25 protein-coding genes and 1 tRNA gene are annotated in these 23,203 nt (G+C 59.4%); 16 read left to right on the forward strand and 10 right to left on the reverse strand.

The features are described 5' to 3' along the window. The first annotated feature begins 6 nt into the window (after nucleotides 1-6). The 4 genes from FZX13_RS02070 to FZX13_RS02085 all read left to right on the forward strand — a co-directional run bounded on the left by FZX13_RS02070 (nucleotide 7) and on the right by FZX13_RS02085 (nucleotide 3,278). On the forward strand, nucleotides 7-279 hold the full coding sequence (locus FZX13_RS02070; protein ID WP_115093731.1) for a hypothetical protein: 273 nt from the start codon (nucleotides 7-9) through the stop codon (nucleotides 277-279). Nucleotides 280-302: 23 nt separating this feature from the next. Then, nucleotides 303-1,307 carry a phosphate ABC transporter substrate-binding protein PstS gene (pstS, locus tag FZX13_RS02075; RefSeq protein WP_226406839.1) on the forward strand — a complete coding sequence of 335 codons (1,005 nt, stop codon included), beginning with the start codon at nucleotides 303-305 and terminating at the stop codon, nucleotides 1,305-1,307. Between the two features lie 179 nt (nucleotides 1,308-1,486). Further along, nucleotides 1,487-2,461: a phosphate ABC transporter substrate-binding protein PstS gene (pstS, locus tag FZX13_RS02080; protein WP_226408217.1), complete on the forward strand. Its 975-nt coding sequence runs from the start codon at nucleotides 1,487-1,489 to the stop codon at nucleotides 2,459-2,461. A 181-nt stretch (nucleotides 2,462-2,642) separates the two neighbouring features. After that, a complete protein-coding gene (locus FZX13_RS02085) occupies nucleotides 2,643-3,278 on the forward strand; it encodes a Crp/Fnr family transcriptional regulator (RefSeq protein WP_226406841.1) in 636 nt (211 codons plus the stop codon). Between the two features lie 79 nt (nucleotides 3,279-3,357). Here the strand turns inward: FZX13_RS02085 and FZX13_RS02090 are convergent. The 6 genes from FZX13_RS02090 to FZX13_RS02115 all read right to left on the reverse strand — a co-directional run bounded on the left by FZX13_RS02090 (nucleotide 3,358) and on the right by FZX13_RS02115 (nucleotide 7,383). Then, nucleotides 3,358-3,431 (reverse strand) — tRNA-Pro (locus FZX13_RS02090). A gap of 14 nt (nucleotides 3,432-3,445) precedes the next feature. Continuing rightward, on the reverse strand, nucleotides 3,446-3,781 hold the full coding sequence (locus tag FZX13_RS02095) for a hypothetical protein (RefSeq protein WP_226408219.1): 336 nt from the start codon (nucleotides 3,779-3,781) through the stop codon (nucleotides 3,446-3,448). A gap of 67 nt (nucleotides 3,782-3,848) precedes the next feature. After that, nucleotides 3,849-4,013: a hypothetical protein gene (locus FZX13_RS02100; protein ID WP_226406843.1), complete on the reverse strand. Its 165-nt coding sequence runs from the start codon at nucleotides 4,011-4,013 to the stop codon at nucleotides 3,849-3,851. An 84-nt stretch (nucleotides 4,014-4,097) separates the two neighbouring features. Further along, complete coding sequence (gene msrA, locus FZX13_RS02105; protein ID WP_226406845.1) at nucleotides 4,098-4,811, reverse strand: peptide-methionine (S)-S-oxide reductase MsrA; 714 nt, start codon at nucleotides 4,809-4,811, stop codon at nucleotides 4,098-4,100. 476 nt (nucleotides 4,812-5,287) lie between these two features. After that, complete coding sequence (locus FZX13_RS02110; protein WP_115093736.1) at nucleotides 5,288-5,551, reverse strand: hypothetical protein; 264 nt, start codon at nucleotides 5,549-5,551, stop codon at nucleotides 5,288-5,290. A gap of 68 nt (nucleotides 5,552-5,619) precedes the next feature. Continuing rightward, the gene (locus FZX13_RS02115; protein ID WP_226406847.1) at nucleotides 5,620-7,383 is read right to left on the reverse strand and encodes an ABC transporter ATP-binding protein; all 1,764 of its coding nucleotides are present in this window, start codon (nucleotides 7,381-7,383) and stop codon (nucleotides 5,620-5,622) included. A gap of 150 nt (nucleotides 7,384-7,533) precedes the next feature. Between FZX13_RS02115 and trpD the strand changes: the two genes are divergently transcribed. The 8 genes from trpD (at nucleotide 7,534) to FZX13_RS02155 (ending at nucleotide 17,586) form a co-directional block, all read left to right on the forward strand. Then, nucleotides 7,534-8,580 (forward strand): anthranilate phosphoribosyltransferase, encoded by a 1,047-nt coding sequence (trpD, locus tag FZX13_RS02120; RefSeq protein ID WP_226406849.1) that lies wholly within the window; start codon nucleotides 7,534-7,536, stop codon nucleotides 8,578-8,580. 7 nt (nucleotides 8,581-8,587) lie between these two features. Then, nucleotides 8,588-9,748 carry a glutamine-hydrolyzing carbamoyl-phosphate synthase small subunit gene (gene carA, locus FZX13_RS02125; RefSeq protein ID WP_226406851.1) on the forward strand — a complete coding sequence of 387 codons (1,161 nt, stop codon included), beginning with the start codon at nucleotides 8,588-8,590 and terminating at the stop codon, nucleotides 9,746-9,748. Nucleotides 9,749-9,790: 42 nt separating this feature from the next. Further along, nucleotides 9,791-10,180 (forward strand): STAS domain-containing protein, encoded by a 390-nt coding sequence (locus FZX13_RS02130; RefSeq protein ID WP_226408221.1) that lies wholly within the window; start codon nucleotides 9,791-9,793, stop codon nucleotides 10,178-10,180. Then, nucleotides 10,177-10,587, forward strand: a complete 411-nt coding sequence (locus FZX13_RS02135) for a Mini-ribonuclease 3 (protein WP_115023373.1) — start codon at nucleotides 10,177-10,179, stop codon at nucleotides 10,585-10,587. Before FZX13_RS02130 ends, FZX13_RS02135 begins: the two co-directional genes overlap by 4 nt. Before the next feature lie 16 nt (nucleotides 10,588-10,603). Next, complete coding sequence (rlmB, locus tag FZX13_RS02140; RefSeq protein WP_226406853.1) at nucleotides 10,604-12,187, forward strand: 23S rRNA (guanosine(2251)-2'-O)-methyltransferase RlmB; 1,584 nt, start codon at nucleotides 10,604-10,606, stop codon at nucleotides 12,185-12,187. 60 nt (nucleotides 12,188-12,247) lie between these two features. Next, nucleotides 12,248-12,493: a DUF1816 domain-containing protein gene (locus tag FZX13_RS02145; RefSeq protein WP_115093742.1), complete on the forward strand. Its 246-nt coding sequence runs from the start codon at nucleotides 12,248-12,250 to the stop codon at nucleotides 12,491-12,493. A 28-nt stretch (nucleotides 12,494-12,521) separates the two neighbouring features. After that, the gene (gene gatA / locus FZX13_RS02150; RefSeq protein WP_226406855.1) at nucleotides 12,522-13,997 is read left to right on the forward strand and encodes an Asp-tRNA(Asn)/Glu-tRNA(Gln) amidotransferase subunit GatA; all 1,476 of its coding nucleotides are present in this window, start codon (nucleotides 12,522-12,524) and stop codon (nucleotides 13,995-13,997) included. Between the two features lie 70 nt (nucleotides 13,998-14,067). After that, entirely contained in the window at nucleotides 14,068-17,586 is a 3,519-nt protein-coding gene (locus FZX13_RS02155) for a DNA polymerase III subunit alpha (RefSeq protein ID WP_226406857.1), read from the forward strand. Between the two features lie 29 nt (nucleotides 17,587-17,615). On the opposite strand, the gene FZX13_RS02160 is transcribed toward FZX13_RS02155, so the two are convergent. From FZX13_RS02160 to ruvA, 3 genes are read right to left on the reverse strand one after another with little or no spacing between them, the layout of a single operon-like run. Then, nucleotides 17,616-18,032, reverse strand: a complete 417-nt coding sequence (locus FZX13_RS02160; RefSeq protein WP_226406859.1) for a PAM68 family protein — start codon at nucleotides 18,030-18,032, stop codon at nucleotides 17,616-17,618. A 12-nt stretch (nucleotides 18,033-18,044) separates the two neighbouring features. Continuing rightward, on the reverse strand, nucleotides 18,045-18,314 hold the full coding sequence (gene rpsO / locus FZX13_RS02165) for a 30S ribosomal protein S15 (protein WP_006851408.1): 270 nt from the start codon (nucleotides 18,312-18,314) through the stop codon (nucleotides 18,045-18,047). Between the two features lie 56 nt (nucleotides 18,315-18,370). After that, nucleotides 18,371-19,015 (reverse strand): Holliday junction branch migration protein RuvA, encoded by a 645-nt coding sequence (ruvA, locus tag FZX13_RS02170; protein ID WP_166018390.1) that lies wholly within the window; start codon nucleotides 19,013-19,015, stop codon nucleotides 18,371-18,373. A gap of 22 nt (nucleotides 19,016-19,037) precedes the next feature. On the opposite strand from ruvA, the gene FZX13_RS02175 reads away from it, so the two are divergent. After that, a complete protein-coding gene (locus tag FZX13_RS02175; protein ID WP_170952158.1) occupies nucleotides 19,038-19,499 on the forward strand; it encodes a hypothetical protein in 462 nt (153 codons plus the stop codon). Nucleotides 19,500-19,524: 25 nt separating this feature from the next. Here FZX13_RS02175 and FZX13_RS02180 read toward each other — a convergent pair whose 3' ends face one another. After that, complete coding sequence (locus FZX13_RS02180; RefSeq protein ID WP_226406861.1) at nucleotides 19,525-20,415, reverse strand: DMT family transporter; 891 nt, start codon at nucleotides 20,413-20,415, stop codon at nucleotides 19,525-19,527. A 53-nt stretch (nucleotides 20,416-20,468) separates the two neighbouring features. Between FZX13_RS02180 and dnaG the strand changes: the two genes are divergently transcribed. The 3 genes from dnaG to FZX13_RS02195 all read left to right on the forward strand — a co-directional run bounded on the left by dnaG (nucleotide 20,469) and on the right by FZX13_RS02195 (nucleotide 23,201). Further along, the gene (gene dnaG / locus FZX13_RS02185; RefSeq protein ID WP_226406863.1) at nucleotides 20,469-22,559 is read left to right on the forward strand and encodes a DNA primase; all 2,091 of its coding nucleotides are present in this window, start codon (nucleotides 20,469-20,471) and stop codon (nucleotides 22,557-22,559) included. Between the two features lie 88 nt (nucleotides 22,560-22,647). Further along, complete coding sequence (locus tag FZX13_RS02190; protein WP_115023358.1) at nucleotides 22,648-22,905, forward strand: hypothetical protein; 258 nt, start codon at nucleotides 22,648-22,650, stop codon at nucleotides 22,903-22,905. Further along, nucleotides 22,905-23,201 (forward strand): hypothetical protein, encoded by a 297-nt coding sequence (locus FZX13_RS02195; protein ID WP_115023356.1) that lies wholly within the window; start codon nucleotides 22,905-22,907, stop codon nucleotides 23,199-23,201. The genes FZX13_RS02190 and FZX13_RS02195 overlap by 1 nt, the downstream gene beginning before the upstream one ends. Nucleotides 23,202-23,203 lie beyond the last annotated feature (2 nt).

Here is a 23,203-nt window from a genome sequence, read left to right on the forward strand (position 1 = left end):
GAACACATGACGGCATTTCTGCATCCCCATCAACGCCCCATTCGCTCTCGCTTGCGCCAATGGCAGCAGGTCCGCACCTGGGCACGCTTGATTCGTGAAGCGGAAGCGCTGTGGCATGTGGATGTACGGGCCCTGCGACGCATGGGCGCTGATGAACTCAGTCAATTGATCGGCGAGGTTCCCGCGATCCATCGCAGACGTGTGAACCGCTGGCTGCGTTGCTACGCGGTGGCAACCCGTCTCACCGTTGTTCCGATCACCGTCGTTCCGACGCTCTGAGGTTGGATCCACGACGCGGGAGGATGGTCAAAATCACAACGAAGGTTTTGGCACATTGTTCCCTGGCTGTCTCAAGCCTGAGCGTCCTTGCTGTCGGTCTTGCCGCCTGTGGTGGCAGCTCCAGTGTGTCCAGCCTCAATGCAGCCGGAGCTTCCTTCCCCGCCAAGGTGTACCAGAGCTGGTTTGCCGATCTGGCCGGCTCCGGCGGCCTCAAGGTGAACTACCAAGCGGTGGGTTCCGGTTCCGGTCGCAAAGCCTTCATCGATGAAACCGTCGATTTCGCTGCTTCAGACGACCCGATCAAAGAGGCCGACCGCAATCAGGTGAGCCGAGGGGTGGTCCAGATCCCCATGGTGGGGGGAACCATCGCCTTCGGATACAACAAGCCGGGTTGCGAGCTTCAGCTCACCCAGCAGCAGGCAGTGGGGGTGGCCATCGGCAGCATCAGTGATTGGAAGGAGCTTGGTTGTGAAGCCGGCACGATCACCTGGGTGCATCGATCCGATGGATCCGGCACCACGAAGGCCTTCACCAATTCGATGCAGACTTTTTCACCGGATTGGACCCTCGGCAGCGGTAAATCGGTGAAGTGGCCGGTGGGCGTGGGTGCTAAGGGCAATTCTGGGGTGGCCGGGGTGATCGACAATCGGGTTGGCGCGATCGGCTACGTGAATCAGTCGTACATCAAGGGAAATGTGCAGGCTGCTGCGGTGCAGAACAAATCCGGTGAATTCCTCAAACCCTCCGTGGAAGCTGGTGCCAAAGCCCTTAACGGCATTGAGCTTGATGAGCATCTGGCTGGCAGCAATCCGAACCCTGAGGCCGCTGGTGCCTACCCCATCGCGACACTCACCTGGGTGTTGGCCTACGCCGAGGGCAATGGCGCCAAAGCTGAAGCTGTGCAGAACGTCTTCAACTACATGCTGGAAGACTCCACCCAGGAAGGCGCTGCGGCCTTGGGCTTTGTCCCTCTCCGGGGAACCATCCTCGAAAAATCTCGCAGTGCAGTGGAGGGCATTCAGCCCTGAACGCAAACCATTGATTTGCTGGATTCATGCCCCGGTTTGGACTGTCCAAGCCGGGGTTTTTTGATGACTTAAAGAGCTTTTAGGGGAACCTTAACCAGCGTTAATGGGCGCATAACGACAGGTCGTCCTTGCTGCGATTAAGCCTGGATTGCTACAGCCTCGTTTCTCTTTCGGTTGTGATGCGCATCGCACAAAAAGCCCTTCTTGCCTCTTCCCTGCTTGTTCTGGGAGCAGGCATCTCCGCTTCGGCAGCTCCCAAGCTGAACGGCGCTGGTGCTTCCTTCCCTGCCAAGATCTATCAGCGTTGGTTCGCCGACCTGGCCAAGTCTGGTGGCCCTCAGGTCAACTATCAGGCTGTCGGTTCCGGTTCCGGCCGTAAAGCCTTCATCGACCAGACCGTGAACTTCGGCGCATCGGATGATCCGATGAAGAAGAAGGATATGGCCAAGGTCGGCCGTGGTGTTGTTCAGATCCCGATGGTGGGTGGCACCATTGCCTTCGGCTACAACAAGCCTGGCTGCAACCTGAAACTCACCCAGGAGCAGGCCGTCAAGGTCGCCATGGGCATGGTTAAGAACTGGAAAGAGCTGGGCTGCCAAGCCGGCACTCTCACCTGGGTGCATCGTTCTGACGGTTCCGGCACCACCAAGGCCTTCACCAACTCCATGGAGGCTTTCTCCAAGACCTGGACCCTGGGTACTGGTAAGTCCGTCAAGTGGCCTGCTGGTGTCGGCGCCAAAGGTAATTCCGGTGTTGCCGGTGTGATTCAGAACCGCGTGGGTGCCATCGGTTATGTGAATCAGTCCTACATCAAGGGCAACGTCAAGGCCGCTGCTCTCCAGAACAAGGCGGGTGAGTTCCTCAAGCCCTCCGTTGCTGCTGGCGCCCGTGCCCTGAACGGCATCAGCCTCGACAAGGATCTGGCTGGCAAGAATCCCAACCCCACCGCTAAGGGCGCTTACCCCATTGCAACGCTGACCTGGGTGTTGGCCTACAAAACCGGCAACGGCAAAAACGCCAAAGTGGTGCAAGATGCCTTCAATTACATGTTGAGCAGCAAGGCTCAGGACAAAGCTCCTTCCCTGGGGTTTGTTCCTCTGAAGGGTGACATCCTGGCCAAATCAAAGGCCGCTGTGAACAAGATCGGCAAGTGATCAGGGCTTGATCTATTTTTGAACAGCAAAGCGTTAGAGGGCCCTTTGGGGCCCTTTTTTTGGAAGCCCAACTGCTTTGTTCTCAGGAACTTTAGGGAGTCCTTAACCAAATCTCTCCCGCTTCTTTGTTGGTCGTCAAAGAGGCTTTGCATAGAGTTTTTGTGCATTCATAGGATTTCATATGCTTGCTACTACATCCTCTGATCTCTGTTCGGAAATTCTCGGCTTTAAGGCTCTTCTGGAAGACAGCTATCAAAAAAGAAATATTGTTCATGTGACATCGGGAAGCTTTGTTCCACTCCTCAAAGGCAGTGTTTGGTTTGTGGTTCGCGGCATGGTGAAGCTCGGGGCGATTTCGGTGCATGGCGATGAACTTGTCCTTGGGCTCGTGGGGCCCAATAAACACTTCGGCGCGGCTTTCACCAATGTGCAGGCGTACGAAGCTGTTGCGCTCACGGATTGTGATTTGCTGTGCTGTGATCTTGGAGAGCTCGAGCAGTCGCTTGAGTTGTCTCTTCTCCTGGCCAGGTCCATGGCGGCTCGTTACCGCCAAGCTGAGTCAATGTTGGCTTTGCTGGGGCTGCGGCGCGTTGAGGAACGGGTCCGGGGCTTTTTGGAGCTGCTCGCTAGGGACTTTGGTGAGCCCTGTGATGATGGTTTGCGGCTGAATCTCCGCCTCACCCATCAGGAGATCGCCAGTGCACTCAGCACGACGCGGGTGACTGTCACCCGTGTGTTGGGTCAGTTACGTGATGAGGGTTGGCTTCAGATTGATGCATCCAGGCATCTCGTGATGACCCGCACTGGCCGTCACTGAACACAAAAAAAGAGCCGGCATGTTTGCCGGCTCAGAGCCTGAAAGGTTGGGTTTCAGGTGGGGAAAAAAACGGTTGAAATCGGAGCGGCGGGATTTGAACCCACGACCCCCACTACCCCAAAGTGGTGCGCTACCAAGCTGCGCCACGCCCCGTCAGATTTAAGTTATCACAGTGCATCCCGGCGTCTGAGTCGTCGAAGCAACCGAGTGGTGAGCTTGTCTCGACTTGCTGATGCGTAGTGATACAGACGCAGTTCTGAGGCGGCCTTACGGAGCTCGGCCAAGCTCATCGCGGCCAAACGGAGTTCCGGAAGGGTGCGCCAAGCCCTGGACCGCATGGGGAGTGCCGCAGGGCCTTTGGCTTGGCCAAGATTGAGAGTTCCATCCGCCAACCACTCAGGGATCAGCACAACAAGAACGGCAATCAAGCCGTAGAGCTCAACCAGCCCTCTGGGCAGAGGATGGAGTTGTCGCTGCTCGGATGGATCAGGCCGCGCACTCACTGCAGATCGGAGGGGTCCCTCTGCATCCACGATCGCACTAGGAGGCAACCTGCTTCTGGGCAGGTGGTCAGATTGCCAATGGTGTCACTTTGGGTTGAGGCGTCTCCCGCCAGAGGAATGGAGCTTGCTGCTCTCGGTTGAGGGAGACACTGCCGAGGATCAGGCCGAGAACCAAAATCAGCGTTACCGCGATGGCCAGGATCACCTGCCGATCAGACAAAGGCTCGGGCATGCCATGGATTGGGTTCTTGAACATCCTGGCCGAAACGACTGTTTTTTCGCAGCGTGTTTGCGGCCGTGCAGGAGCCCTATCTCCTTAGGCGAGCGCGATCGGACTGTTGTCAGATCGGAGCACGCAGTGACTGATGGACCAGTCGTACTTGTCCCAAACCTGCTTCGGGAGTTTGTAGTTGGAGCCTTCGAAGTCGCCGAGCAGCGTCTGGGTTGGCATCGCGGAGCAGTAGGGGCGGCTTCCCGGTTTGGCGAGGTATTGCTGGTGATACTCCTCGGCGAAGTAAAAGGTTTGATCCGCCAGGATTTCGGTGGTAATGGCGCCATAGCCCTTGGCGGAAAGGGCGACTTGATACGCGTCTCGGCTGGCCTGGGCCTGTTGAAGATGCAGCGGGTTGAAGGTGTAAATGGCTGATCGGTATTGGGTGCCGGTGTCGTTGCCTTGCCGATTGCCCTGGGTGGGGTCGTGGCATTCCCAGAACAGCTTCAGCAGGTCGCTGAAGTCCAGAGCGGGGCGACTCCAAACCACGCGGACCACTTCTGTGTGCCCTGTTCTGCCGGAGCAGACCTGGTTGTAGGTCGGTTGTTCCGTTTGACCGCCCGCGTAGCCCACGGCAGTGGTCACGACTCCCGGCAGCCTCCAAAACCCTTTTTCAGCTCCCCAAAAGCATCCGCACGCAAAGATCGCCTCCTCTTGGTCCGCCATCAATGGGGCATTGAGCGGTGTCCCCAGAACAGCGTGCATTGCTGGTTCAGATGCTTCAGCGCCGCCGCGGGGAGACAACCAAGAGGGCAGCATGTTGATTCTGTCGATCGTCCAAGCTTAGGCAGCTGATTCAACAGCGTGATGCTTTGGCACATCAAAGATTCGTCGTGGCTGGATGCCCTGATAGAGATGAAAACCCTCCGGTAAGAACCAGCTTGGTTTGACAGAAACGAGCGGGCGGTGAATTTGAATCCGTTTGAAATCAGATTTGTGTCTGCTTAGAACTGGTTATCAGATTGATGTCATTAATCACACGTTTTTTGATGTGCTCAAAATGTGATGTGGAGAATGTCGGCGGACCGTGGCGTCTTTGACGAATGGATGAATTTGTTATTAGCTTTTCGGCAGATCAAGGGAAGGCCGTTCGGGATTGCTCACTTAAAAATGTCTCAGGGGTCTGTTGTTGAAGGCATCAAAATAATCTGAAAATCGTGATTTATCGTCTTCTCATTGCTCGTTCATTAGCGAAGCAGTGTCGGTGTTTGTGGATTTAATTGAGGCTTTCGCTTTCAGCTCTCTGAAGCTTTTGGTGTTTGTGGTTCCAGTTGAATATGGTTCAGCAGCGTTGTGACAAATGCAAAAAGAAGAAAAGGCAGGCTGAGAACCAGGATGAGTCCCACACCTACAAGCGCAAACACCGGGCGCGATGACCCCATGAGCGCGAGACCAGAGGCCAAACTCACAAAAATCACTGCCATCCAAGCCAGCACCTGCCCGTAGATGTCACCAAAGGTGAGCGTGCAGCGCACCGCGAAGGGGGATCCGCTGTTCATGGAAGAAGTTGCCGTCACCACAGCTAAGCCATGGACACGGCGATTGTCAGAAACAGCTCGGAGATTCTTCAGGAAGCCATCGCATCCAGCTGTTGCGCCGCCTGCTGACGCTCCCAAAGTCGCTTGTAGACCCCTGGTTGCTGAATCAACGCGCTGTGGTGTCCCTGCTGCACGATGCGCCCGCCCTCCATTACGAGGATGCGATCACAGGCAGCGGCTGCAGAAAGTTGATGGCTGATCATCACGATGGTCCGATCGTCCTGCGCCCGGATCGAATCGAGAATGGCTGCTGCGGTGTTGTTATCGACACTCGCCAAGGCGTCATCGAGAACTAACACCGGGGCCGACATCAGCAAGGCACGTCCGAGCGCTGTGCGTTGACGCTGACCACCACTCAGCGTGATGCCGCGTTCCCCAACGATCGTTTCGAAGCCATCTGGAAATCCCTTGATGTCATCAGCGAGACGGGCCTGGCCTGCTGCCCGTTCAACCCGTTGATCTGTGGCTGCAGGGTCGCCATACCTGAGGTTGTCCGCCAGGGTGCTGGTGAAAAGAAAGCCCTCTTGGGGAACAATCGCCACATCACGGCGTAACTCCTGCAGGGGCATCTGGGTGACATCCACCCCATCCAGGAACAGCTTCCCGGGCTCGAGAGGAACCATGCGCCCGAAGGAGCGAGCCAGGGTGGTCTTGCCGCATCCCACTGGACCAACAACGGCGACCAACTCTCCCGGTTCGATGCAGAAACTCAGGCCGTTGAGCGTGTTGTGCTCAGCACCCTCGTATTGAACGGTCAGGTCACGGGCTTCAAAGCGACCCCTTCGTTGGTTCGTCGGATGAGGTCGATCGGTGGGTTGCTCTGGATCTTTGATCTTCGGTTCGCGTCGGAGCAACTCTTCCACCCGCTCGAGGCTGACCTGTCCGGTCTGAAAGGTGTTGAGGGTGAATCCCAGCAGTGCAGTCGGGAATACAAGTTGCTCCACATAAAGAATGAGGGCGACCAGGCCACCAATGCTCAATCGACCGGATTCGAGCTGACCGCTGCCGATGGCCAGCAGCAACAGGAGAGAGATGGACGAAATCCCCTCAAGCAGAGGGAACAAGGTGCTCCGTGTTCTCGCCAGACGAATGGCGCTATCGCGATAACGGCGGTTGCGCGTCGCGAAGGCATCCTGTTCCGAAGCCTCTTGGCCGTAGATCTTGATGGCCCCGATGCCCGACAGATCCTCCTGAATCAGATTGCTGAGCGCCGATAGTTCTTCCTGCTGTGCACGTTGTTGACGCATCATGCGCCCGCCGAACAGCCTCACCGTGCTGAGCATCACGGGATAAAGACCGACGGCGGCCAGGGTTAGCCATGGATCGATTGCCAACATGGCTGGCAGCGTGAGCGCATAGGCCAGCAACGTGTTGGTCAGGCTGAGAATCGCGAATCCGAGCAGGCGCCGGATGTTTTCCACATCGCTGGTCGCGCGACTGATCACCTCTCCGCTGCCCTTGCTCTGAATCCAATCGGGTTCCTGGCGAAGCATGTGCTCGAACAAGCGCTGACGCAGCTCCACTTCCACCTGCCGGCCCACGCCGAAGACGAGTTGGCGCGAGACCAGTCGAATAACCCCCATGGTGCTCGCAAGAAGCACGACCCATCCCGCCTGGCGCAGGACCCCGGCGTAACTGAATCCCTCTTGCAGCTCATCCACGACGCTGCGGACCTCCATCGGGATCGTCACCCGCAGGATGTTGACCACAACCAGTGCAATGGCTCCCAGCAGGACGGTGCGTCGATGGGGTCGCAAGTAGCGGCCGATCAAGTCGAGACGTAGGGCAGCCATGCGAGCTCGTGGGTCCCGTTGGGCCGCCAACCTAGGCATCCGTCTTGAACGGCTGGTCGTCCGCCACTCATCTGAGGGATAGTGGAGACGTCCCCATCACCTGGCCCGGAGTGCCTCGCACCCGGGTTTTTTACTGCCAGCTTCTCTTCCATGTCCTCAGACACGCGCTCTTGGTCGGTTCGCTTGGACCACCTGCTGCAGGGCAACCACCTCAGCTCCGATGAGGCCACCGCCCTGATGCATGCCTGGCTGGCCGAAGAGCTAGAGCCCGTTCAAACAGGGGCGTTCCTCGCTGGTCTGAGAGCCAAGGGAATGGTGGCCGATGAGCTTGCGGCCATGGCAGCTGTTTTGAGGGAAGCGTGCCCACTTCCCTGCGCCCGACCCAATTTGGCGATGGTCGACACCTGCGGCACCGGTGGTGACGGTGCAGATACGTTCAATATCTCAACTGCTGTCGCCTTCACCGCCGCCGCCTGTGGAGTGAATGTGGCGAAGCACGGCAACCGCAGCGCCAGCGGCAAGGTGGGCTCAGCCGATGTTCTTGAAGGGCTCGGTCTCAACCTCAAGGCACCCTTAAACAAGGTGGTGGAGGCTCTGCCTGGAACCGGTGTCACTTTTTTGTTTGCTCCGGCCTGGCATCCCGCCTTGGTGAATCTGGCTCCATTACGACGCTGTCTGGGCGTTCGCACTGTGTTCAACCTGCTGGGTCCACTGGTCAACCCACTGCAGCCCCAGGCCCAGGTTCTTGGTGTGGCCCGTCCGGAGCTTCTCGATCCCATGGCAGGTGCCCTCCAGCAGTTGGGATTGACCCGTGCCGTTGTGGTTCACGGCGCTGGCGGTCTCGATGAGGCTTCCTTGGCTGGCCCCAACGCCTTGCGTTTGATCGAATCGGGGGGCATCAGCAGCCAGGAGGTCTGCCCTGAAGATCTGGGCCTGACGGGTGCCGGCCTCGATTTGCTGGGTGGTGGTGACTGCTCGGTGAATCAGCAGATCCTGCGAGATGTTCTGCAAGGGCATGGATCGCTCGCTCAAACGGAGGTGGTTGCCTTCAACACGGCATTGGTGCTTTGGGCCGCTGGATTGCAAACGGATCTGACGGCTGCTGCTGCACAGGCCATGACGGTTCTGCGAGAGGGCAAGGCCTGGGAGAAGCTTGTCGCTCTGCGGGATGCCCTGTCCGATGGAGATGGAGAATGAGTGACTGATGCCCTTCGGCGGCCCTCCGATGCCCGACTCCCCATCAGACAAGGCCTATCTCGTCCTTGCCGATGGCACGGTTCTGACCGGTGTCGGCTTTGGCCATCGCGGTACAACCATCGGTGAAGTGGTGTTCAACACCGGGATGACCGGATATCAGGAGGTGCTGACGGATCCCTCCTATGCCGGACAACTGGTGAGCTTCACCTATCCCGAACTCGGCAATACCGGGGTTAATTCCGACGATCAGGAAGCCGATCGTCCCCACGCCCTTGGTGTGATCGCACGCCAGCTGGCGCCGTCGCCCAGCAACTGGCGTTGTGAACAGACTCTCGATACCTGGATGCAGAGCCATCAACTGGTGGGTATCAGCGGTGTAGACACCCGTGCGCTGGTGCGTCATCTGCGCGAGGTCGGTGCCATGAATGGTGTGATCAGCAGTGACGGCCAGACACCTGCGCAGTTGTTTGAGCTCTTGAAGCAGGCGCCTTCGATGGAAGGACTGAACCTGGCGGATCGCGTCACCACCCGTGAGCCCTACCAGTGGAATCAAGCCTGCAGTGTTGGCTTCGATCAGCGCCTGCAGCGTCGAAGCGACGCCCCCTTCCGCGTCGTCGCGGTTGATTTTGGAATTAAACGAGCCATTCTCGATCGCCTGGTCGCCCATGGCTGTGACGTCACTGTTCTCCCTGCAGACACCGATCTGGCCACGGTTCGTTCCCATCGCCCGGATGGTGTCTTTCTCTCCAACGGTCCTGGCGACCCTGCGGCGGTGAGCCATGGGATTGCCCTGGCCAAGACTCTCTTGGAGGAGGCCGATCTACCGCTGTTTGGGATCTGTTTGGGCCATCAGATTCTCGGCCTGGCACTCGGCGGCAAGACCTTCAAGCTGTCCTATGGCCATCGTGGTTTGAATCATCCCTGTGGCACCACGGGGCAGGTTGAAATCACCAGTCAGAACCACGGATTTGCCCTCTCTGCCGAATCTCTGGATGCCGACGCCATTGATGTCACCCATTTCAATCTGAACGACCGCACCGTGGCGGCCATTGCTCACCGTCACAAGCCCGTTTTTGGTGTGCAATACCACCCGGAAGCCAGTCCTGGACCGCATGACGCGGATCATCATTTCGCCCGCTTTGTGACGCTCATGGCCGATCGCCGTTGATGAGGTGGTTGCCCAGGCTCAGCATCACTACACTTCGTGCCGATGATGCCTGGGGGGCTTGATCCCATCAGCGAACTGCAGCGACTGACCGTCTCTCTACGGGGCGGATTTGAACAGAAGGATGGCTGTTTGGTGTTTCACTTCACCGGCCAACTGGATGCGTACTCCGAGAAGCAGTTCATGGAGTACGTGGCCGATGTTTTGAAAGCCAACAAGCTTCCAGCTGTTCTCGATCTAAGCAAGATCGATTTTCTCGACTCATCAGGGCTTGGCGCCCTGGTGCAGTTGGCCAAACAATGCACGGATGCCAAACGTTCGTTTCTCCTTGTGGGGAACACCCGTGTGACGCAGACGATCAAGTTGGTGCGGCTCGAAGAGTTCCTCCATCTAGTGGAGGATCTTCCGACAGCTCTGAACCAATTGGCCGCTTGAGCGACTGGATTCGTAATCAGTCACCCAGTGGCCTGAACGATCAGTTGGGCCCATTGCAGCTGGCTTGGATCGGAGATGCCGTCTGGGAGCTTCATCAACGGCTCCGCCATGGAGCCAGACCCGGCCGTTCCGACCATTTGCATCGTGCTGTGGTGGCCGATGTTCGCGCCGATGCCCAATCCCGTTTGTTGACATGGCTGGAAGACCGTCAACTCCTTGACTCCCAGGAACTCGATCTGGTCCGTCGGGGTCGCAACAGTGCAGGCCGTGGTCCGCGCCGAGCCGAGGCCGCTGTGTATGGACGGGCCACGGGGTTTGAGACAATGGTTGGCTGGCTGTTTCTGAACAATCCAGCCCGGCTTGCTGAGCTCTTCGATCACCTGGAGCAAGCCGGATCCAACCCATAACGTTGCCTCGCACACCATGAGCCCTCGCTTTGAACGCCGCTCCAGCGGCCCATCCCGCGATGGTCGTTCGGGGCCAGGAGGGAGTGGAAGTGGACGACCACCAGGAGGCAGGCCTCCCAGTGGACGTCCATCCGCTGGTCGCTCCTCGGTGGGGCGCTCTGGCAACGGTCGTCCCATGCCCAGCAATCGTCGTTCCGACGGCGGTCGTTCCCCTTACGCCAAACCTGGTCGAGATGGCAGCAGTTTTCGCGACCGACGAGCGCCGAGGGATGAGGGCTGGGAGCGTCCTCGGGGTGGAGATCGACCCGGTAATCGTTCTGATGATCGCCCCAGAGAGCGATTCGGAGATCGACCCGGCAATCGATCCGGGGATCGACCCAGAGAGCGATTCGGGGATCGACCCGGCAATCGATCTGATGATCGCCCCAGAGAGCGATTCGGGGATCGATCCCGTTCCTTCGACCGGGATCAGAATGCTTTTCGTACGGAATCTCAGAACGACCGTTCAGGGCCCGGACGATTTCGAGATCGGAATGATCGTTACGGCGACCGTCGCCGCTCCGGGGATGAACGGCGCCAGCCGTCCCAGCGCCCCCGATCGCGCTACGACAATGGCCGTTCCCAGCGACTAGATGCAGCACCGGAGGCCGCAGCGGCCACACCTCCGGCAGATGATCTGATTTGGGGGCGCCATGCCACCCAAGCCGCGCTGGAGGCAGGACGACCCATTCATCGCATTTGGTGCACCCCGGAGATGCGCAGTGCGGCCAAATTTCTCCAGCTCTTGCGCGATGCCAAGGCGTCTGGGGTCTTGGTGGAAGAGGTGACCTGGGCTCGGCTTGGACAGATCACAGGTGGTTCCGTTCACCAGGGCATCGCCCTTCAGACGGCAGCGGCTGAAACCCTCGATCTCGAAACCCTCATCGATGGCTGTTCGGATCTTGGGGAACCCCCCTTATTGGTGGCTTTGGATAGTGTCACGGACCCCCACAATCTCGGTGCTGTCGTGCGTTCCGCCGAGGCGATGGGAGCCCATGGGGTGGTGATTCCCCAGCGTCGGAGTGCTGGTTTAACCGGTTCGGCTGCCAAAGTGGCAGCCGGCGCCCTTGAACACCTTCCGGTCGCGCGTGTGGTCAACCTCAACCGGTCGTTGGAAAAGCTCAAGGATGCGGGATACAGGGTGGTGGGCCTTGCGGCAGAAGGGGACGTGACCCTCACGGATGTTGATCTCAGCGGCCCATTGGTGCTGGTCACCGGGTCAGAGGACCAGGGCTTGTCGCTTTTGACCCGGCGTCACTGTGATCAGTTGGTCCGTATTCCGCTGCGGGGCATTACCCCAAGCCTGAATGCATCCGTTGCTACGGCACTTTGCGTTTATGAAGTGGCGCGACGCAATTGGATGAAGGACATTCACGGCCAGGCGCCGTCACCCCCGATTCGACGGCCCCAACTCGCTGGGGTAGAGACGTCCACTGAGGCGTCTGAACCGCCTGAACAACCCGTGGAGAAGGTTCCTGACCAGCGGATTGAACTGGATCTCCATCCGTCTGAACAAGCTGCTGCGCCGGAGTTCGATCAGAATATCCAGCTATCTCCCTGAAAACAGCTCGGTTTTGCCGGTTCACGAGGCACAATGCCTTGAGGTCGTTCTACCCCTCCCATGAGTCCCCTGATCCGGCCGCTGCGCAGCCTTGCCAATGGCCTTGGGGTCGCCTGGTGGGCTCGGATTCAGACATCTGGTCCCGATGTGACCTACTGGTTCGGTCCGTTTGTCACCCGCAAAGGTTTGGAAAACGAGCTGAGTTCCTTCCTTGACGACGTCAAGTCTGAGCAACCCCAGTCGATCAGCCACTCCCTGCTGCGGACTCGTCGCTCCGAGCCCCTCACCATCACAGCTGAGGGCTGATCAAGCGGCTGATAGCGTCCTCCCTGCAATGGATCGCAGGGACATGACGATCAGCGCGTGGCGTCAGCAACTGCAGAGCGGTGAGATTTCCTCCCGTGAGCTCATTGATCAACACCTCAAGCGGCTCGAAAACTCTGAGCCGTCTCTCAATGCTTTTGTTGAGGTGACGAGCGAAAAAGCCCGTGCTGATGCATCCAGCATCGATGAAGCACGGGCCGCTGGAGAGACCCTCGGCCCTCTGGCTGGATTGCCACTGGCCGTTAAAGACAACCTCTGCACCAAAGGGGTTCGCACCACCTGCTCCAGCCGCATGCTGGAACAGTTTGTGCCTCCCTACGAATCAACAGTGACCGAAAGGCTTTGGCAAGCCGGAGGTGTGCTGGTGGGTAAGACGAATCTGGATGAGTTCGCCATGGGCGGCTCCACGGAAACGTCGGCCTTTGGTGCGACTCAGAATCCTTGGAACACAGCCCACGTACCGGGCGGAAGCTCCGGTGGCAGTGCTGCGGCCGTCGCTTCAGGGAGTTGCGTTGCTTCTCTGGGTTCCGACACCGGAGGCTCCATCCGTCAGCCTGCTTCGTTTTGTGGCGTTGTGGGTCTTAAACCCACCTACGGCCGCGTCAGCCGTTGGGGTCTGGTGGCTTTTGCCAGTTCCTTGGATCAGGTGGGTCCCTTTGCAGGAAGTGTGGCTGATGTGGCCGAACTGCTTCAGGTGATCGCAGGGCCCGACCCCCGTGATTCCACTTGCCTTGATGCGGCTGTGCCGGACTTCAGTGCCGGCCTGAACAAGCCCATCAAGGGTCTCAAGGTTGGTGTGATCAAGGAGTGCTTCGATGCCGAAGGCCTCGATGCTGAGGTCAAGGCTTCGGTGCAGGCCTCTGCTGCTCAGCTGGAGGCTCTTGGCGCTGAGCTGGTGGAGGTGAGCTGCCCCCGTTTCAACGACGGCATCGCCACCTATTACGTGATTGCGCCGTCGGAGGCCTCTGCCAATTTGGCCCGTTATGACGGGGTCAAATACGGCTTTCGTGCGGACGACGCCGAGAGCCTTGCTGCGATGACAGCACGAAGCCGTGCTGAGGGGTTTGGTGCGGAGGTGCAGCGGCGGATCTTGATTGGCACCTATGCCCTTTCCGCCGGATACGTCGACGCTTATTACAAAAAGGCCCAGCAGGTGCGCACCCTGATCCGGCGTGATTTTGATGCTGCGTTCCAGAGTGTTGATGTGCTGCTCACGCCAACCGCACCGTCCACCGCGTTCAAGGCTGGCGCCCATGCTGATGACCCTCTGGCGATGTACCTCGCCGACTTGCTGACGATTCCGGTGAACCTGGCCGGGTTGCCTGCCATCAGTGTTCCCTGCGGATTCAGTGCGGCGGGTTTGCCGATTGGGATGCAGCTGATCGGCAATGTCTTGGACGAACCGCGTCTGCTCCAGGTGGCGCACCAGTACGAGCAGGCTGCGCAGGTGTTCGCTTCACGCCCTGAAGCCGCTCTGGTTCCCTGAGCTCCGCCACATGTGGGGTGTTTCGTTCCCCGTGAACGCTGGATCTTGCGTTGGGTCCTAGTCTGACCCTATGGCATTTGTCCCTCTCCACAACCACAGCGATTACAGCCTTCTCGACGGGGCGTCGCAGTTGCCGGCCATGGTGGAGCGGGCGAAGCAACTGGGCATGCCAGCGATCGCCCTGACCGATCACGGCGTGATGTACGGCGCCATCGAGCTTCTGAAGCTTTGTCAGGGCACCGATCTCAAGCCGATCATCGGCAACGAGATGTACGTGATCAACGGGTCCATTGATGATCCGCAACCCAAGAAAGAGAAGCGCTACCACCTGGTGGTGCTTGCCAAAAACGCCACGGGCTACCGCAACCTGGTCAAGCTCACCAGCATCAGCCATCTGCGGGGGATGCGGGGACGCGGCATTTTTTCCCGTGCCTGCATCGACAAGGAGCTGCTGAAGCAACACAGCGAGGGGCTGATCATTGCCACGGCCTGCCTCGGTGGCGAGATTGCCCAGGCGATTTTGCGTGGTCGTCCTGATGTTGCACGCAAGGTGGCGGCCTGGTACCAGGAGGTTTTTGGCGATGACTACTACCTCGAGATCCAGGACCATGGATCTCCGGAAGATCGGATCGTCAACGTCGAGATCGTCAAGATCGCCAAGGAACTCGGCATCCAGATTGTTGCGACGAACGATGCCCATTACCTGAGCAAGCAGGACGTCGAAGCCCACGACGCTCTTCTCTGTGTGCTCACCGGCAAGTTGATCACCGATGAGAAGCGACTGCGCTACACGGGAACCGAATACATCAAGACCGAAGAGGAGATGGCGTGTCTTTTCGGTGACCATCTGGAGCCTGAGGTGGTCCAGGAGGCGATTGCCAACACCGTCAAGGTGGCCGACAAGGTGGAGCCCTACGACATCCTCGGGCGCTACCAAATGCCCCGCTTCCCGATTCCCGAAGGGCATACCCCTGTCAGCTACCTAAGGGAGGTGACGGAGCAAGGGCTGCGGGATCGCCTCGAGCTCGGTGTCGATGCTCCTCTGCCCGACGACTACGCCGAGCGCATGAGCCACGAGCTCAAGATCATGGAGCAGATGGGATTCCCCACCTACTTCCTGGTGGTCTGGGATTACATCCGCTTTGCCCGGGAACAGAGCATTCCTGTGGGGCCTGGCAGGGGCTCTGCTGCAGGCTCGCTTGTCGCCTACTGCCTTGGGATCACCAACATCGATCCGATCACCAACTGCCTCCTTTTCGAGCGTTTCCTCAACCCGGAACGCAAGTCGATGCCTGATATCGACACCGACTTCTGCATTGAACGCCGTGGTGAGGTGATCGACTACGTCACCGAGCGCTACGGCGAAGACAAGGTGGCCCAGATCATCACCTTCAACCGGATGACCTCCAAGGCGGTTCTGAAGGATGTGGCCCGGGTGCTTGATATTCCCTATGGCGATGCCGACCGTCTGGCGAAATTGATCCCAGTGGTTCGCGGCAAGCCCGCCAAGCTCAAGGCGATGATCGGTGAGGAATCACCCAATCCCGAGTTCCGCGAGAAGTACGAGTCGGATCCAACGGTCAAGCGTTGGGTGGACATGGCGATGCGGATTGAGGGCACCAATAAAACCTTTGGTGTGCATGCAGCCGGGGTGGTCATTGCCGCTGACCCTCTGGATGAGCTTGTGCCGTTGCAGCGCAACAACGATGGTCAGGTGATCACGCAGTACTTCATGGAAGACGTGGAATCCATGGGTCTGTTGAAGATGGATTTCCTGGGGTTGAAGAACCTCACGATGATCGAAAAGACGCTCGAGCTGGTGGAGGTCAGCAGTGGAACCCGCGTCGATCCCGACAAGCTCCCGCCGGAGGATGAAGAGACCTTTGCTCTTCTCGCTCGCGGTGACCTTGAGGGGATCTTCCAGCTGGAATCCAGTGGCATGCGGCAGATCGTGCGCGATCTCAAGCCGTCTTCTCTGGAAGATATTTCCTCAATCCTCGCTCTCTACAGACCGGGCCCTCTCGATGCTGGATTGATTCCCAAATTCATCAACCGCAAGCACGGGCGGGAGGCGATTGATTTCGCCCACGCGATCTTGGAGCCGATCCTGTCGGAGACCTACGGGATCATGGTGTATCAGGAGCAGATCATGCGTATCGCTCAGGATCTGGCTGGTTATTCCCTGGGTCAGGCCGATCTGCTGAGACGGGCGATGGGCAAGAAAAAAGTTTCAGAGATGCAGAAGCATCGCGGCATCTTCGTCAAAGGAGCTGGTGAGCGTGGCGTTGATGAAAAGGTCGCCGACGAACTGTTCGATCAGATGGTTCTCTTCGCTGAATATTGCTTCAACAAGAGCCATTCCACGGCCTACGGCGCCGTTACTTATCAGACGGCCTATCTGAAGGCGCACTATCCGGTGGCCTACATGGCGGCCCTGCTCACGGTGAATGCAGGAGCCGCCGACAAGGTGCAGCGCTACATCTCCAATTGCAATGCAATGGGGATTGAGGTGATGCCTCCGGATGTGAATGCCTCCCTGACCGATTTCACCCCCAACGGCGATCGAATCCTGTTTGGACTCTCCGCTGTTCGCAACCTTGGTGACGGAGCGATTCGGCAGTTGATCGCCGCCCGCGATAGCGATGGGCCCTTCCACTCCCTGGCCGATCTGTGTGATCGGATCCCGTCTTCGGTGCTCAATCGTCGTGGCCTGGAATCGTTGATTCACTGCGGCGCCCTGGATGCCATGGATCCGCAGGCCAATCGTGCCCAGCTGATGGCCGATCTGGACCTGCTCCTCGACTGGGCCTCCTCACGGGCCAAGGACCGTGACAGCGGTCAGGGCAATCTCTTCGATTTGATGGCCCCAGCATCCGATGACGCTGGCCCGGCTGATCTCAGCCATGCCCCCAAAGCTGCACCGGTGCCGGATTACCCCCCGACAGAAAAGCTGCGCCTTGAAAAAGATTTGGTGGGCTTCTACTTGTCAGATCACCCCCTCAAACAGCTCACGCCCTCCTCGAAACTGCTGGCGCCCATCGGCCTGGGATCCCTTGAGGAGCAGCCGGATAAAACAAAGGTGAGTGCCATCGCGATGGTGGCGGAGATGCGCCAGGTCACCACCCGTAAGGGCGACCGCATGGCGATTCTTCAGCTCGAGGATCTCACCGGAAGCTGCGAAGCCGTTGTTTTCCCTAAGAGCTATGCCCGCCTCGCGGATCATCTGATGGCCGAAGCCCGCTTGCTGGTGTGGGCTGGGGTGGATCGGCGTGACGAGCGCGTGCAGCTGATCATTGACGACTGCCGCGCCGTTGATGAGCTCAATCTGCTTCTGGTTCAGCTCCCTTCTGATCAGGCCAGTGACATCGCCATTCAGCACAAGTTGCGGGAATGCCTGAACCAACATCGTCCCGAACGGGATGAGTTGGGCGTCAAAGTGCCTGTGGTCGCCGAGGTGCGTCATGGCGAGACCGTTCGCTACGTGCGACTTGGCCCTCAGTTCTGCGTAAAAAATGTAGATGAAGCGATCGAATCGTTGCGCAACCAAGCCTTTGAAGCCCGCAGCAGCGACCGTCTGGTTCTCACTTGATGTTGATTAGGTCATCAGAAGAGCACTGTTCAGGGCTCTTCTGATGACCTCTGCTGTTGCTTCTGGGCCCGGATCGACTCACGCATCCGCTGGACATTGGGTTTGAAGTTCTCAAAGCCCAAAAGCGAACCGGGTTCGGGATCCCAGCTGGCTGTCAACACGCCAACGCTGAGTCCCACCAGCCCTAGGAGGAAAAACAAGCCGGAGCCTGCGAGTGTGAGCCCCGGAGCGATATCGGCGATGCCACGGGTGACGACGATGTAGCTGCCAACAAAAACTCCCATCCCTGCGAGAGACGGGAGTCCTGTGAACACAGCGACACGACGAGCCATTCGATCGGCCACATACCGAGGAATGGCTTCCTGTCTGGGAGCCCCAGAGGCAGGCTTGCTTCCCTTCCCAGACCCTTTGGGCTCGAAGGGAAGGGCATTGCGTTGCTCAGCCATGGGGCAGTTCGATTAGCCGCGGATGCCCAGTTTGGCGATCGTATCGGCGTAGCGTTGCTCGCTCTTGCTGCGCATGTAGCTCAGCAGACGCTTGCGACGGCCAATCATCTTGAGCAACCCCTGACGCGAGGAGAAGTCGTGGATGTTGTTCTGCAGGTGGCTGCTGAGACGGTTGATCCGCTCACTCAGCATGGCTACCTGGACCTCGGCCGAACCGGTGTCGGTGCCGTGGGTCTGGTGGGTGTTGATCAGCTGCTGCTTCTCGGTGGTATCAAGCGACATGCGCGGGGGGCGGCCCTGTCAGTGCAAACAACCAGCTTACCTTTGCGAGGGACGGATCAGGCCGATTCGCGACTTAGCCATTGGAGGCAGACCCGCAGCCAAGCGTCCTGGTCGCCTCCGGCAGGCGGGGGGCCATCTGCACCCTCGGCGATCGCACGGATGGCGCGACGGATTTCGAGATCGTCGTAACCCAGCATTGCCAGGGTTGCTTCGACGTCGGCCCCGCTCTCTGGCATCTGCTCTGAGCTGATTCCTTCAGCCAGGGAGGGAGCTGGATCAACGCCCGCGAATGCCGCGATGGAGGCCCTGAGTTCCACCGCAAGGCGCTCTGCTGTGCGTTTGCCGATGCCCTGCGCCTTGCAAAGTCGGCGCAGATCACCGCTGCTGATCGCTTCCACCAGTTCTTGGGGCCTGCATTCCTGCATCAGGGCCAGACCGGCCTGGGGACCGACACCGCTGACGCTGATCAGCAGCCTGAACAGATCCCGCTCCTGACGGAGAGGAAAGCCATAGAGGCTGCTGCCGTCCTCCCGCTGCACCTGATGAATCCACAGGTTCAGATCGCTGTCAGCAGAGAGGTTCTGCTGATGCCGCTCCGTCAGATGCACCTCATACCCGACACCACCGCAAAGCAACAGAACGCCGCTACGGTTGCCTTGAGTCCAGCACTCCATCGGTCGTCCTTGCAGCCAGCCGATCATGGGGAGAGGTTCCAACCGCGTCATGTTGCCGCAGCTCTCATTGCCTGTGTCTCTTTTGAAGCGTGTCTTGCAAAGGTTTCTTCAGGCGCTTTGCGTTTTGTCGATCGTGGTTTCCCTCACGGCCTGCAGTGGATCCCAACCGCCACGCGCTCTATTGAATGAAGCGCTGGCCCTGCAGATTCAGCTCACCCAGACGGCTATCGCCAGCTCCCTGGACCTCACCCCGATGCCCATCGCCCCCAGCGTTAGTCGTGTGCGGGTCGAAGACCAGGAAAGCTTCGCCCTGGGCGATGAGCAGGGCTTGAGGGTTTCGGGTCGGTTCGATTGGCAGCTGCCCGGTGACCGCGTTCAGGTGGACAGCCCGTTTGAGCTGTTTCTGCAACGGGGCTCCCGCGGGCAGAGCTGGCGCCTGGTTCGCCCCAAGGGTGGAACGGATGACCGTCAGGCCTGGCTCACCTATCCCTTGGGATTGGACAAGGCCTGAGGTCTACTTTCTACTTCGAGTCGAGCTAACTCCGGGCCGACAGGCTGATCAGGGTGGCGGACAGCACAAGCATTCCCCCACCCACCTGCCAGGCATTCACCGATTCAGCAAACCAGAGCCAGCCCCAGCCAGCGGCGAAGACCACTTGCACGTAGTTGATCGACGTCGCTCGGGCGGCGGGCAGACAGCGCAGGCCTTCGGTGACCCAAATCTGGCCAAGCTGAGTCATCACGCCGACTCCCAGGAGCCAGAACCACTCGATGCCGTTGGGCCACACCCCCTGATGCAGCACCCAGGGCAGGGTTAAGGGAACCGAGATCATCGGGAAATACAGGATGATCACCAGCGGGTGTTCGGTTTCCGACAGCCGCCGCACACTGACGTAGGCCAGGGCGGTCATCAGAGCGCCAGCAATGCCGATCAGGGCAGGGATGAGCTGAGCCGGCTGTGCTGTTCCCGTCAGCCACTGCGGTTGCACCACCAGCGTGACGCCGATCCAGCCCAGCAGAACCGCCCCACTGATGCGTCGTCGGAGCGGTTCGCCAAGCAGCAGCAGCGCCGCTAGGGCCGTGAATGTGGGGTAGGTGTACTGCAGCACCGTTGCCGAGGCGAGTGGCAGCTGATCAATCGCCTCGAAGAAACACAGCAGAGCCAGGCTGCCCAGCAGCCCACGGGCCACCAACAGCCCGCGTCGATGCCCCCAGGGAGAAACCCCGGCGAGGCGTAGCCCAATTACGGTCAGAACGATGCTGATCAGCGCTCGGCTCAGCACGATTTCCACCACCGGAAGACGACTGTTCAGCTGCTTGACGCAGACCGTCATCAGACTGAAGGCCAGAGAGCTGAGGATCAGAGCCCGACTGCCCCGCACCGATTCCCGGTTCCACCAGGCTGGTTCGTTCTGCGTTTCGGCCATGGGTGTTCTGATGACGGGGTGCACGGAACCCTGCGACTTCGCAGAATGAACTGATGGTGAATGCCCGCCTGCACCCAAGAACGATCGAGGCCGTCAAGGAACGGGCCGACATCGTTGATGTGGTGGGCGAGCACGTGGTGCTCAAGAAGAAGGGACGGGAATTCGTCGGGATCTGTCCGTTCCATGACGACAGCAAACCGTCGATGACGGTGTCTCCCGCCAAGCAGTTCTACTACTGCTTCTCCTGCGGTGCCGGGGGCAACTCCATCAAGTTCCTGATGGAGTTCCAACGCCAGAGCTTCAGTGATGTCGTGCTGGATCTGGCGCGGCGTTACCAGCTCCCGATCGAGACGGTGGATGGTCCGCAGCAGGAGCGGCTGCGGCAGCAGCTCTCCCGTAGGGACAAGCTGCAACGGGCCCTGGCTCTGGCCGCCGGCTGGTTTCGCAGCCAGTTGCTGGCTCCCACGGGTGCAGAGGCCCTCAAATACCTCAGCGACGCCAGAGGTCTCAGCCCCGCCACCCAGGAGTCATTTCAGCTCGGCTATGCGCCGGATGAGTGGGATGGCCTTCTGAAGCATCTTCAACAGGTGGAGGGGCTGGCTCCCGAGCTCCTTGAGGCGGCTGGTCTGGTGGTGCCTCGCAAGGGCGGCAATGGCTTTTATGACCGCTTCCGCCATCGGGTCATGGTTCCGATCCATGACCGTCAGGGTCGGGTGATCGGCTTCGGGGGGCGCAGTCTTGATGGCAGCGAACCGAAGTACCTCAACTCTCCCGAGACCGAGGTGTTCGAGAAGGGAAAGCATCTGTTTGGTCTCGACAAAGCCTCCAATGCCATCCGTAAGGACGACAGGGCTGTGGTGGTGGAGGGCTACTTCGATGTGATTGCACTGCATGCCGCCGGCATCACCAACGCCGTGGCCTCCCTTGGCACGGCTCTGAGCAGTCAGCAGATCACCCAGTTGTGCCGCGTTAGCGATAGCAAGCGGATCGTTCTGAATTTTGATGCCGATGGCGCTGGTGTCCGTGCGGCCAATCGGGCTATTGGAGAGGTGGAGCAGCTGGCCATGCAGGGCCAGCTGGAGCTGCGGGTTCTGCACCTCCCGTCCGGTAAGGACCCTGATGAATACCTCAAACAGAACGGGGCCGGCGATTACCGCGCTCTGCTGGATCAGGCCCCCCTCTGGCTCGACTGGCAGATCGAGCAGGTCCTTGAGGCGAGAGACCTCAGCCGGGCTGACCAGTTTCAGCAGGCGGTGACGGCCCTGGTGGGGCTGCTGGGCAAACTGCCCCAGTCCGCTGTCCGAACCCACTACCTCCAACGGGTGGCGGAGCGGCTCAGTGGTGGGCAGGGACGGCTGGCGCTTCAGCTCGAGGACGATCTGCGCCAGCAGGTGAAGGGCCAGCGTTGGCATGGGCGCTCCAGCCGCCATGAGCAGCCGGGTGAATCCGGTCAGCGGGAGCGTTGCGAGGCAGACCTGCTGCGTTTGTATCTGCATTGCCCTCGGCATCGGGCCACGATTCGCCAGGAACTGCGCACGCGGGAACTGGAGGATTTCGCCATCCCCCATCACCGCCATCTCTGGGCGGCCATTACGGATCTAGAGGAGACCAACCTGGGTGAGGGGCGGTTGGAGGCGATCAGCCGATGCGACGACGACGGCGAGGGTCTTGATGTGATGGATCTGCCACGCCTGCTCACCGATCAGCTGTTGCTCGAGAGCAGTGCGCTGGTCTCCCGCCTGACGCCTCTCCTGGAGCCCGGCGAATTGCAGCTTGTTGCTTTGGCGGAGCCGTTGGAGCAGTTGCGAGGCATCGCTGCTCTGCTGGAGCGCCAGAAAAGCCTGAAGCGCTGCCGGCATCTGCTGGAGGCCTGGGGTGGTCAGCGCCTGCAGACCCTGGAGGCCTGTATCGCCGTATTGATTGATCAGGACGCCTCGTCAGACGAGAGCAACGTGGACATGGAGCTACGGATTCAGGCCTTGTTCGATGACCTCAACCGTGATGCGCTGCGTTACCAGGAGCTTTATTACACCGAGAGAAAGCACATCGGCCATCTGGATCAGCAGCGTTGCGCGAGCTACACCGTTGCGGTCGATTCCCCTGCTGCGGAGACCTCAGGGGATGCGGTTCCTCCCGCCGCCTGAGCCATGGGCCATGGTTCTTGGCTTCGATGTGTGGTGAGGTTGCCAATGTTCTCGGCAAACTGCATCAAGACCTGTCCGTCGCGTTGAGATGTCTGAATTCTTCGAAGCGATCTGGCATGGCGATGGCGTCGGCGACGGCGGTGATCTCGAGGAAGCGCTGCAGGCCTACATCGCGGTGAAGCCGGAGGAGGGCGATTGGGTCGAAGCTTGCGCCGCCGAGGGAGCTGATCCGGTGATCGAGCGGTTCGCTTCGTTTGACGCTTACCTCGACAATGCCGATCCGCTTGAGCGCATCGCTGTCACCCCGCAGATGATCAGTGAAGCTCTCGCGTTGTTGCCGTCTTGATGTCTGATACGCAGCTTGATTTCGCGGCTCTCGCTCCGGTGAACCACCTCTGGCCGGCCTTCGTGGAGCGCTTGGGCTCTGACAAAGCGCAGCGGGCCGTGCGTCAGGCTTTGGATTTACAGGGCATGCGGGGACACCACGGCACGTTGCCGGTGTTGTTCACCGAAACCGGAGGATTGGCGCTCGCTAGCACCGATCTGGTGCGGGAGCAGACTGGCCTTAATGCCCATGGTGAGCGGATGGTGTTGCTGCTCAGCACACGTGAACAGGTCATTCAGTTGCTGCAGGAGGCCTGAGT

The organism is Synechococcus sp. MU1625, assembly GCF_020514205.1.
GTDB lineage: Bacteria > Cyanobacteriota > Cyanobacteriia > PCC-6307 > Cyanobiaceae > Parasynechococcus.

Bases quoted from the DNA above. Each gene is read 5' to 3' on its own strand.
- FZX13_RS02070 (WP_115093731.1), top strand. From the start codon at position 7: ATGACGGCATTTCTGCATCCCCATCAACGCCCCATTCGCTCTCGCTTG.
- pstS (WP_226406839.1), top strand. From the start codon at position 303: ATGGTCAAAATCACAACGAAGGTTTTGGCACATTGTTCCCTGGCTGTC.
- pstS (WP_226408217.1), top strand. From the start codon at position 1,487: ATGCGCATCGCACAAAAAGCCCTTCTTGCCTCTTCCCTGCTTGTTCTG.
- FZX13_RS02085 (WP_226406841.1), top strand. From the start codon at position 2,643: ATGCTTGCTACTACATCCTCTGATCTCTGTTCGGAAATTCTCGGCTTT.
- FZX13_RS02100 (WP_226406843.1), bottom strand. From the start codon at position 4,013: ATGCCCGAGCCTTTGTCTGATCGGCAGGTGATCCTGGCCATCGCGGTA.
- msrA (WP_226406845.1), bottom strand. From the start codon at position 4,811: ATGCTGCCCTCTTGGTTGTCTCCCCGCGGCGGCGCTGAAGCATCTGAA.
- FZX13_RS02110 (WP_115093736.1), bottom strand. From the start codon at position 5,551: ATGAACAGCGGATCCCCCTTCGCGGTGCGCTGCACGCTCACCTTTGGT.
- FZX13_RS02115 (WP_226406847.1), bottom strand. From the start codon at position 7,383: ATGGCTGCCCTACGTCTCGACTTGATCGGCCGCTACTTGCGACCCCAT.
- trpD (WP_226406849.1), top strand. From the start codon at position 7,534: ATGTCCTCAGACACGCGCTCTTGGTCGGTTCGCTTGGACCACCTGCTG.
- carA (WP_226406851.1), top strand. From the start codon at position 8,588: ATGCCCTTCGGCGGCCCTCCGATGCCCGACTCCCCATCAGACAAGGCC.
- FZX13_RS02130 (WP_226408221.1), top strand. From the start codon at position 9,791: ATGATGCCTGGGGGGCTTGATCCCATCAGCGAACTGCAGCGACTGACC.
- rlmB (WP_226406853.1), top strand. From the start codon at position 10,604: ATGAGCCCTCGCTTTGAACGCCGCTCCAGCGGCCCATCCCGCGATGGT.
- FZX13_RS02145 (WP_115093742.1), top strand. From the start codon at position 12,248: ATGAGTCCCCTGATCCGGCCGCTGCGCAGCCTTGCCAATGGCCTTGGG.
- gatA (WP_226406855.1), top strand. From the start codon at position 12,522: ATGGATCGCAGGGACATGACGATCAGCGCGTGGCGTCAGCAACTGCAG.
- FZX13_RS02155 (WP_226406857.1), top strand. From the start codon at position 14,068: ATGGCATTTGTCCCTCTCCACAACCACAGCGATTACAGCCTTCTCGAC.
- FZX13_RS02160 (WP_226406859.1), bottom strand. From the start codon at position 18,032: ATGGCTGAGCAACGCAATGCCCTTCCCTTCGAGCCCAAAGGGTCTGGG.
- rpsO (WP_006851408.1), bottom strand. From the start codon at position 18,314: ATGTCGCTTGATACCACCGAGAAGCAGCAGCTGATCAACACCCACCAG.
- ruvA (WP_166018390.1), bottom strand. From the start codon at position 19,015: ATGATCGGCTGGCTGCAAGGACGACCGATGGAGTGCTGGACTCAAGGC.
- FZX13_RS02175 (WP_170952158.1), top strand. From the start codon at position 19,038: ATGTTGCCGCAGCTCTCATTGCCTGTGTCTCTTTTGAAGCGTGTCTTG.
- FZX13_RS02180 (WP_226406861.1), bottom strand. From the start codon at position 20,415: ATGGCCGAAACGCAGAACGAACCAGCCTGGTGGAACCGGGAATCGGTG.
- dnaG (WP_226406863.1), top strand. From the start codon at position 20,469: ATGGTGAATGCCCGCCTGCACCCAAGAACGATCGAGGCCGTCAAGGAA.
- FZX13_RS02190 (WP_115023358.1), top strand. From the start codon at position 22,648: ATGTCTGAATTCTTCGAAGCGATCTGGCATGGCGATGGCGTCGGCGAC.
- FZX13_RS02195 (WP_115023356.1), top strand. From the start codon at position 22,905: ATGTCTGATACGCAGCTTGATTTCGCGGCTCTCGCTCCGGTGAACCAC.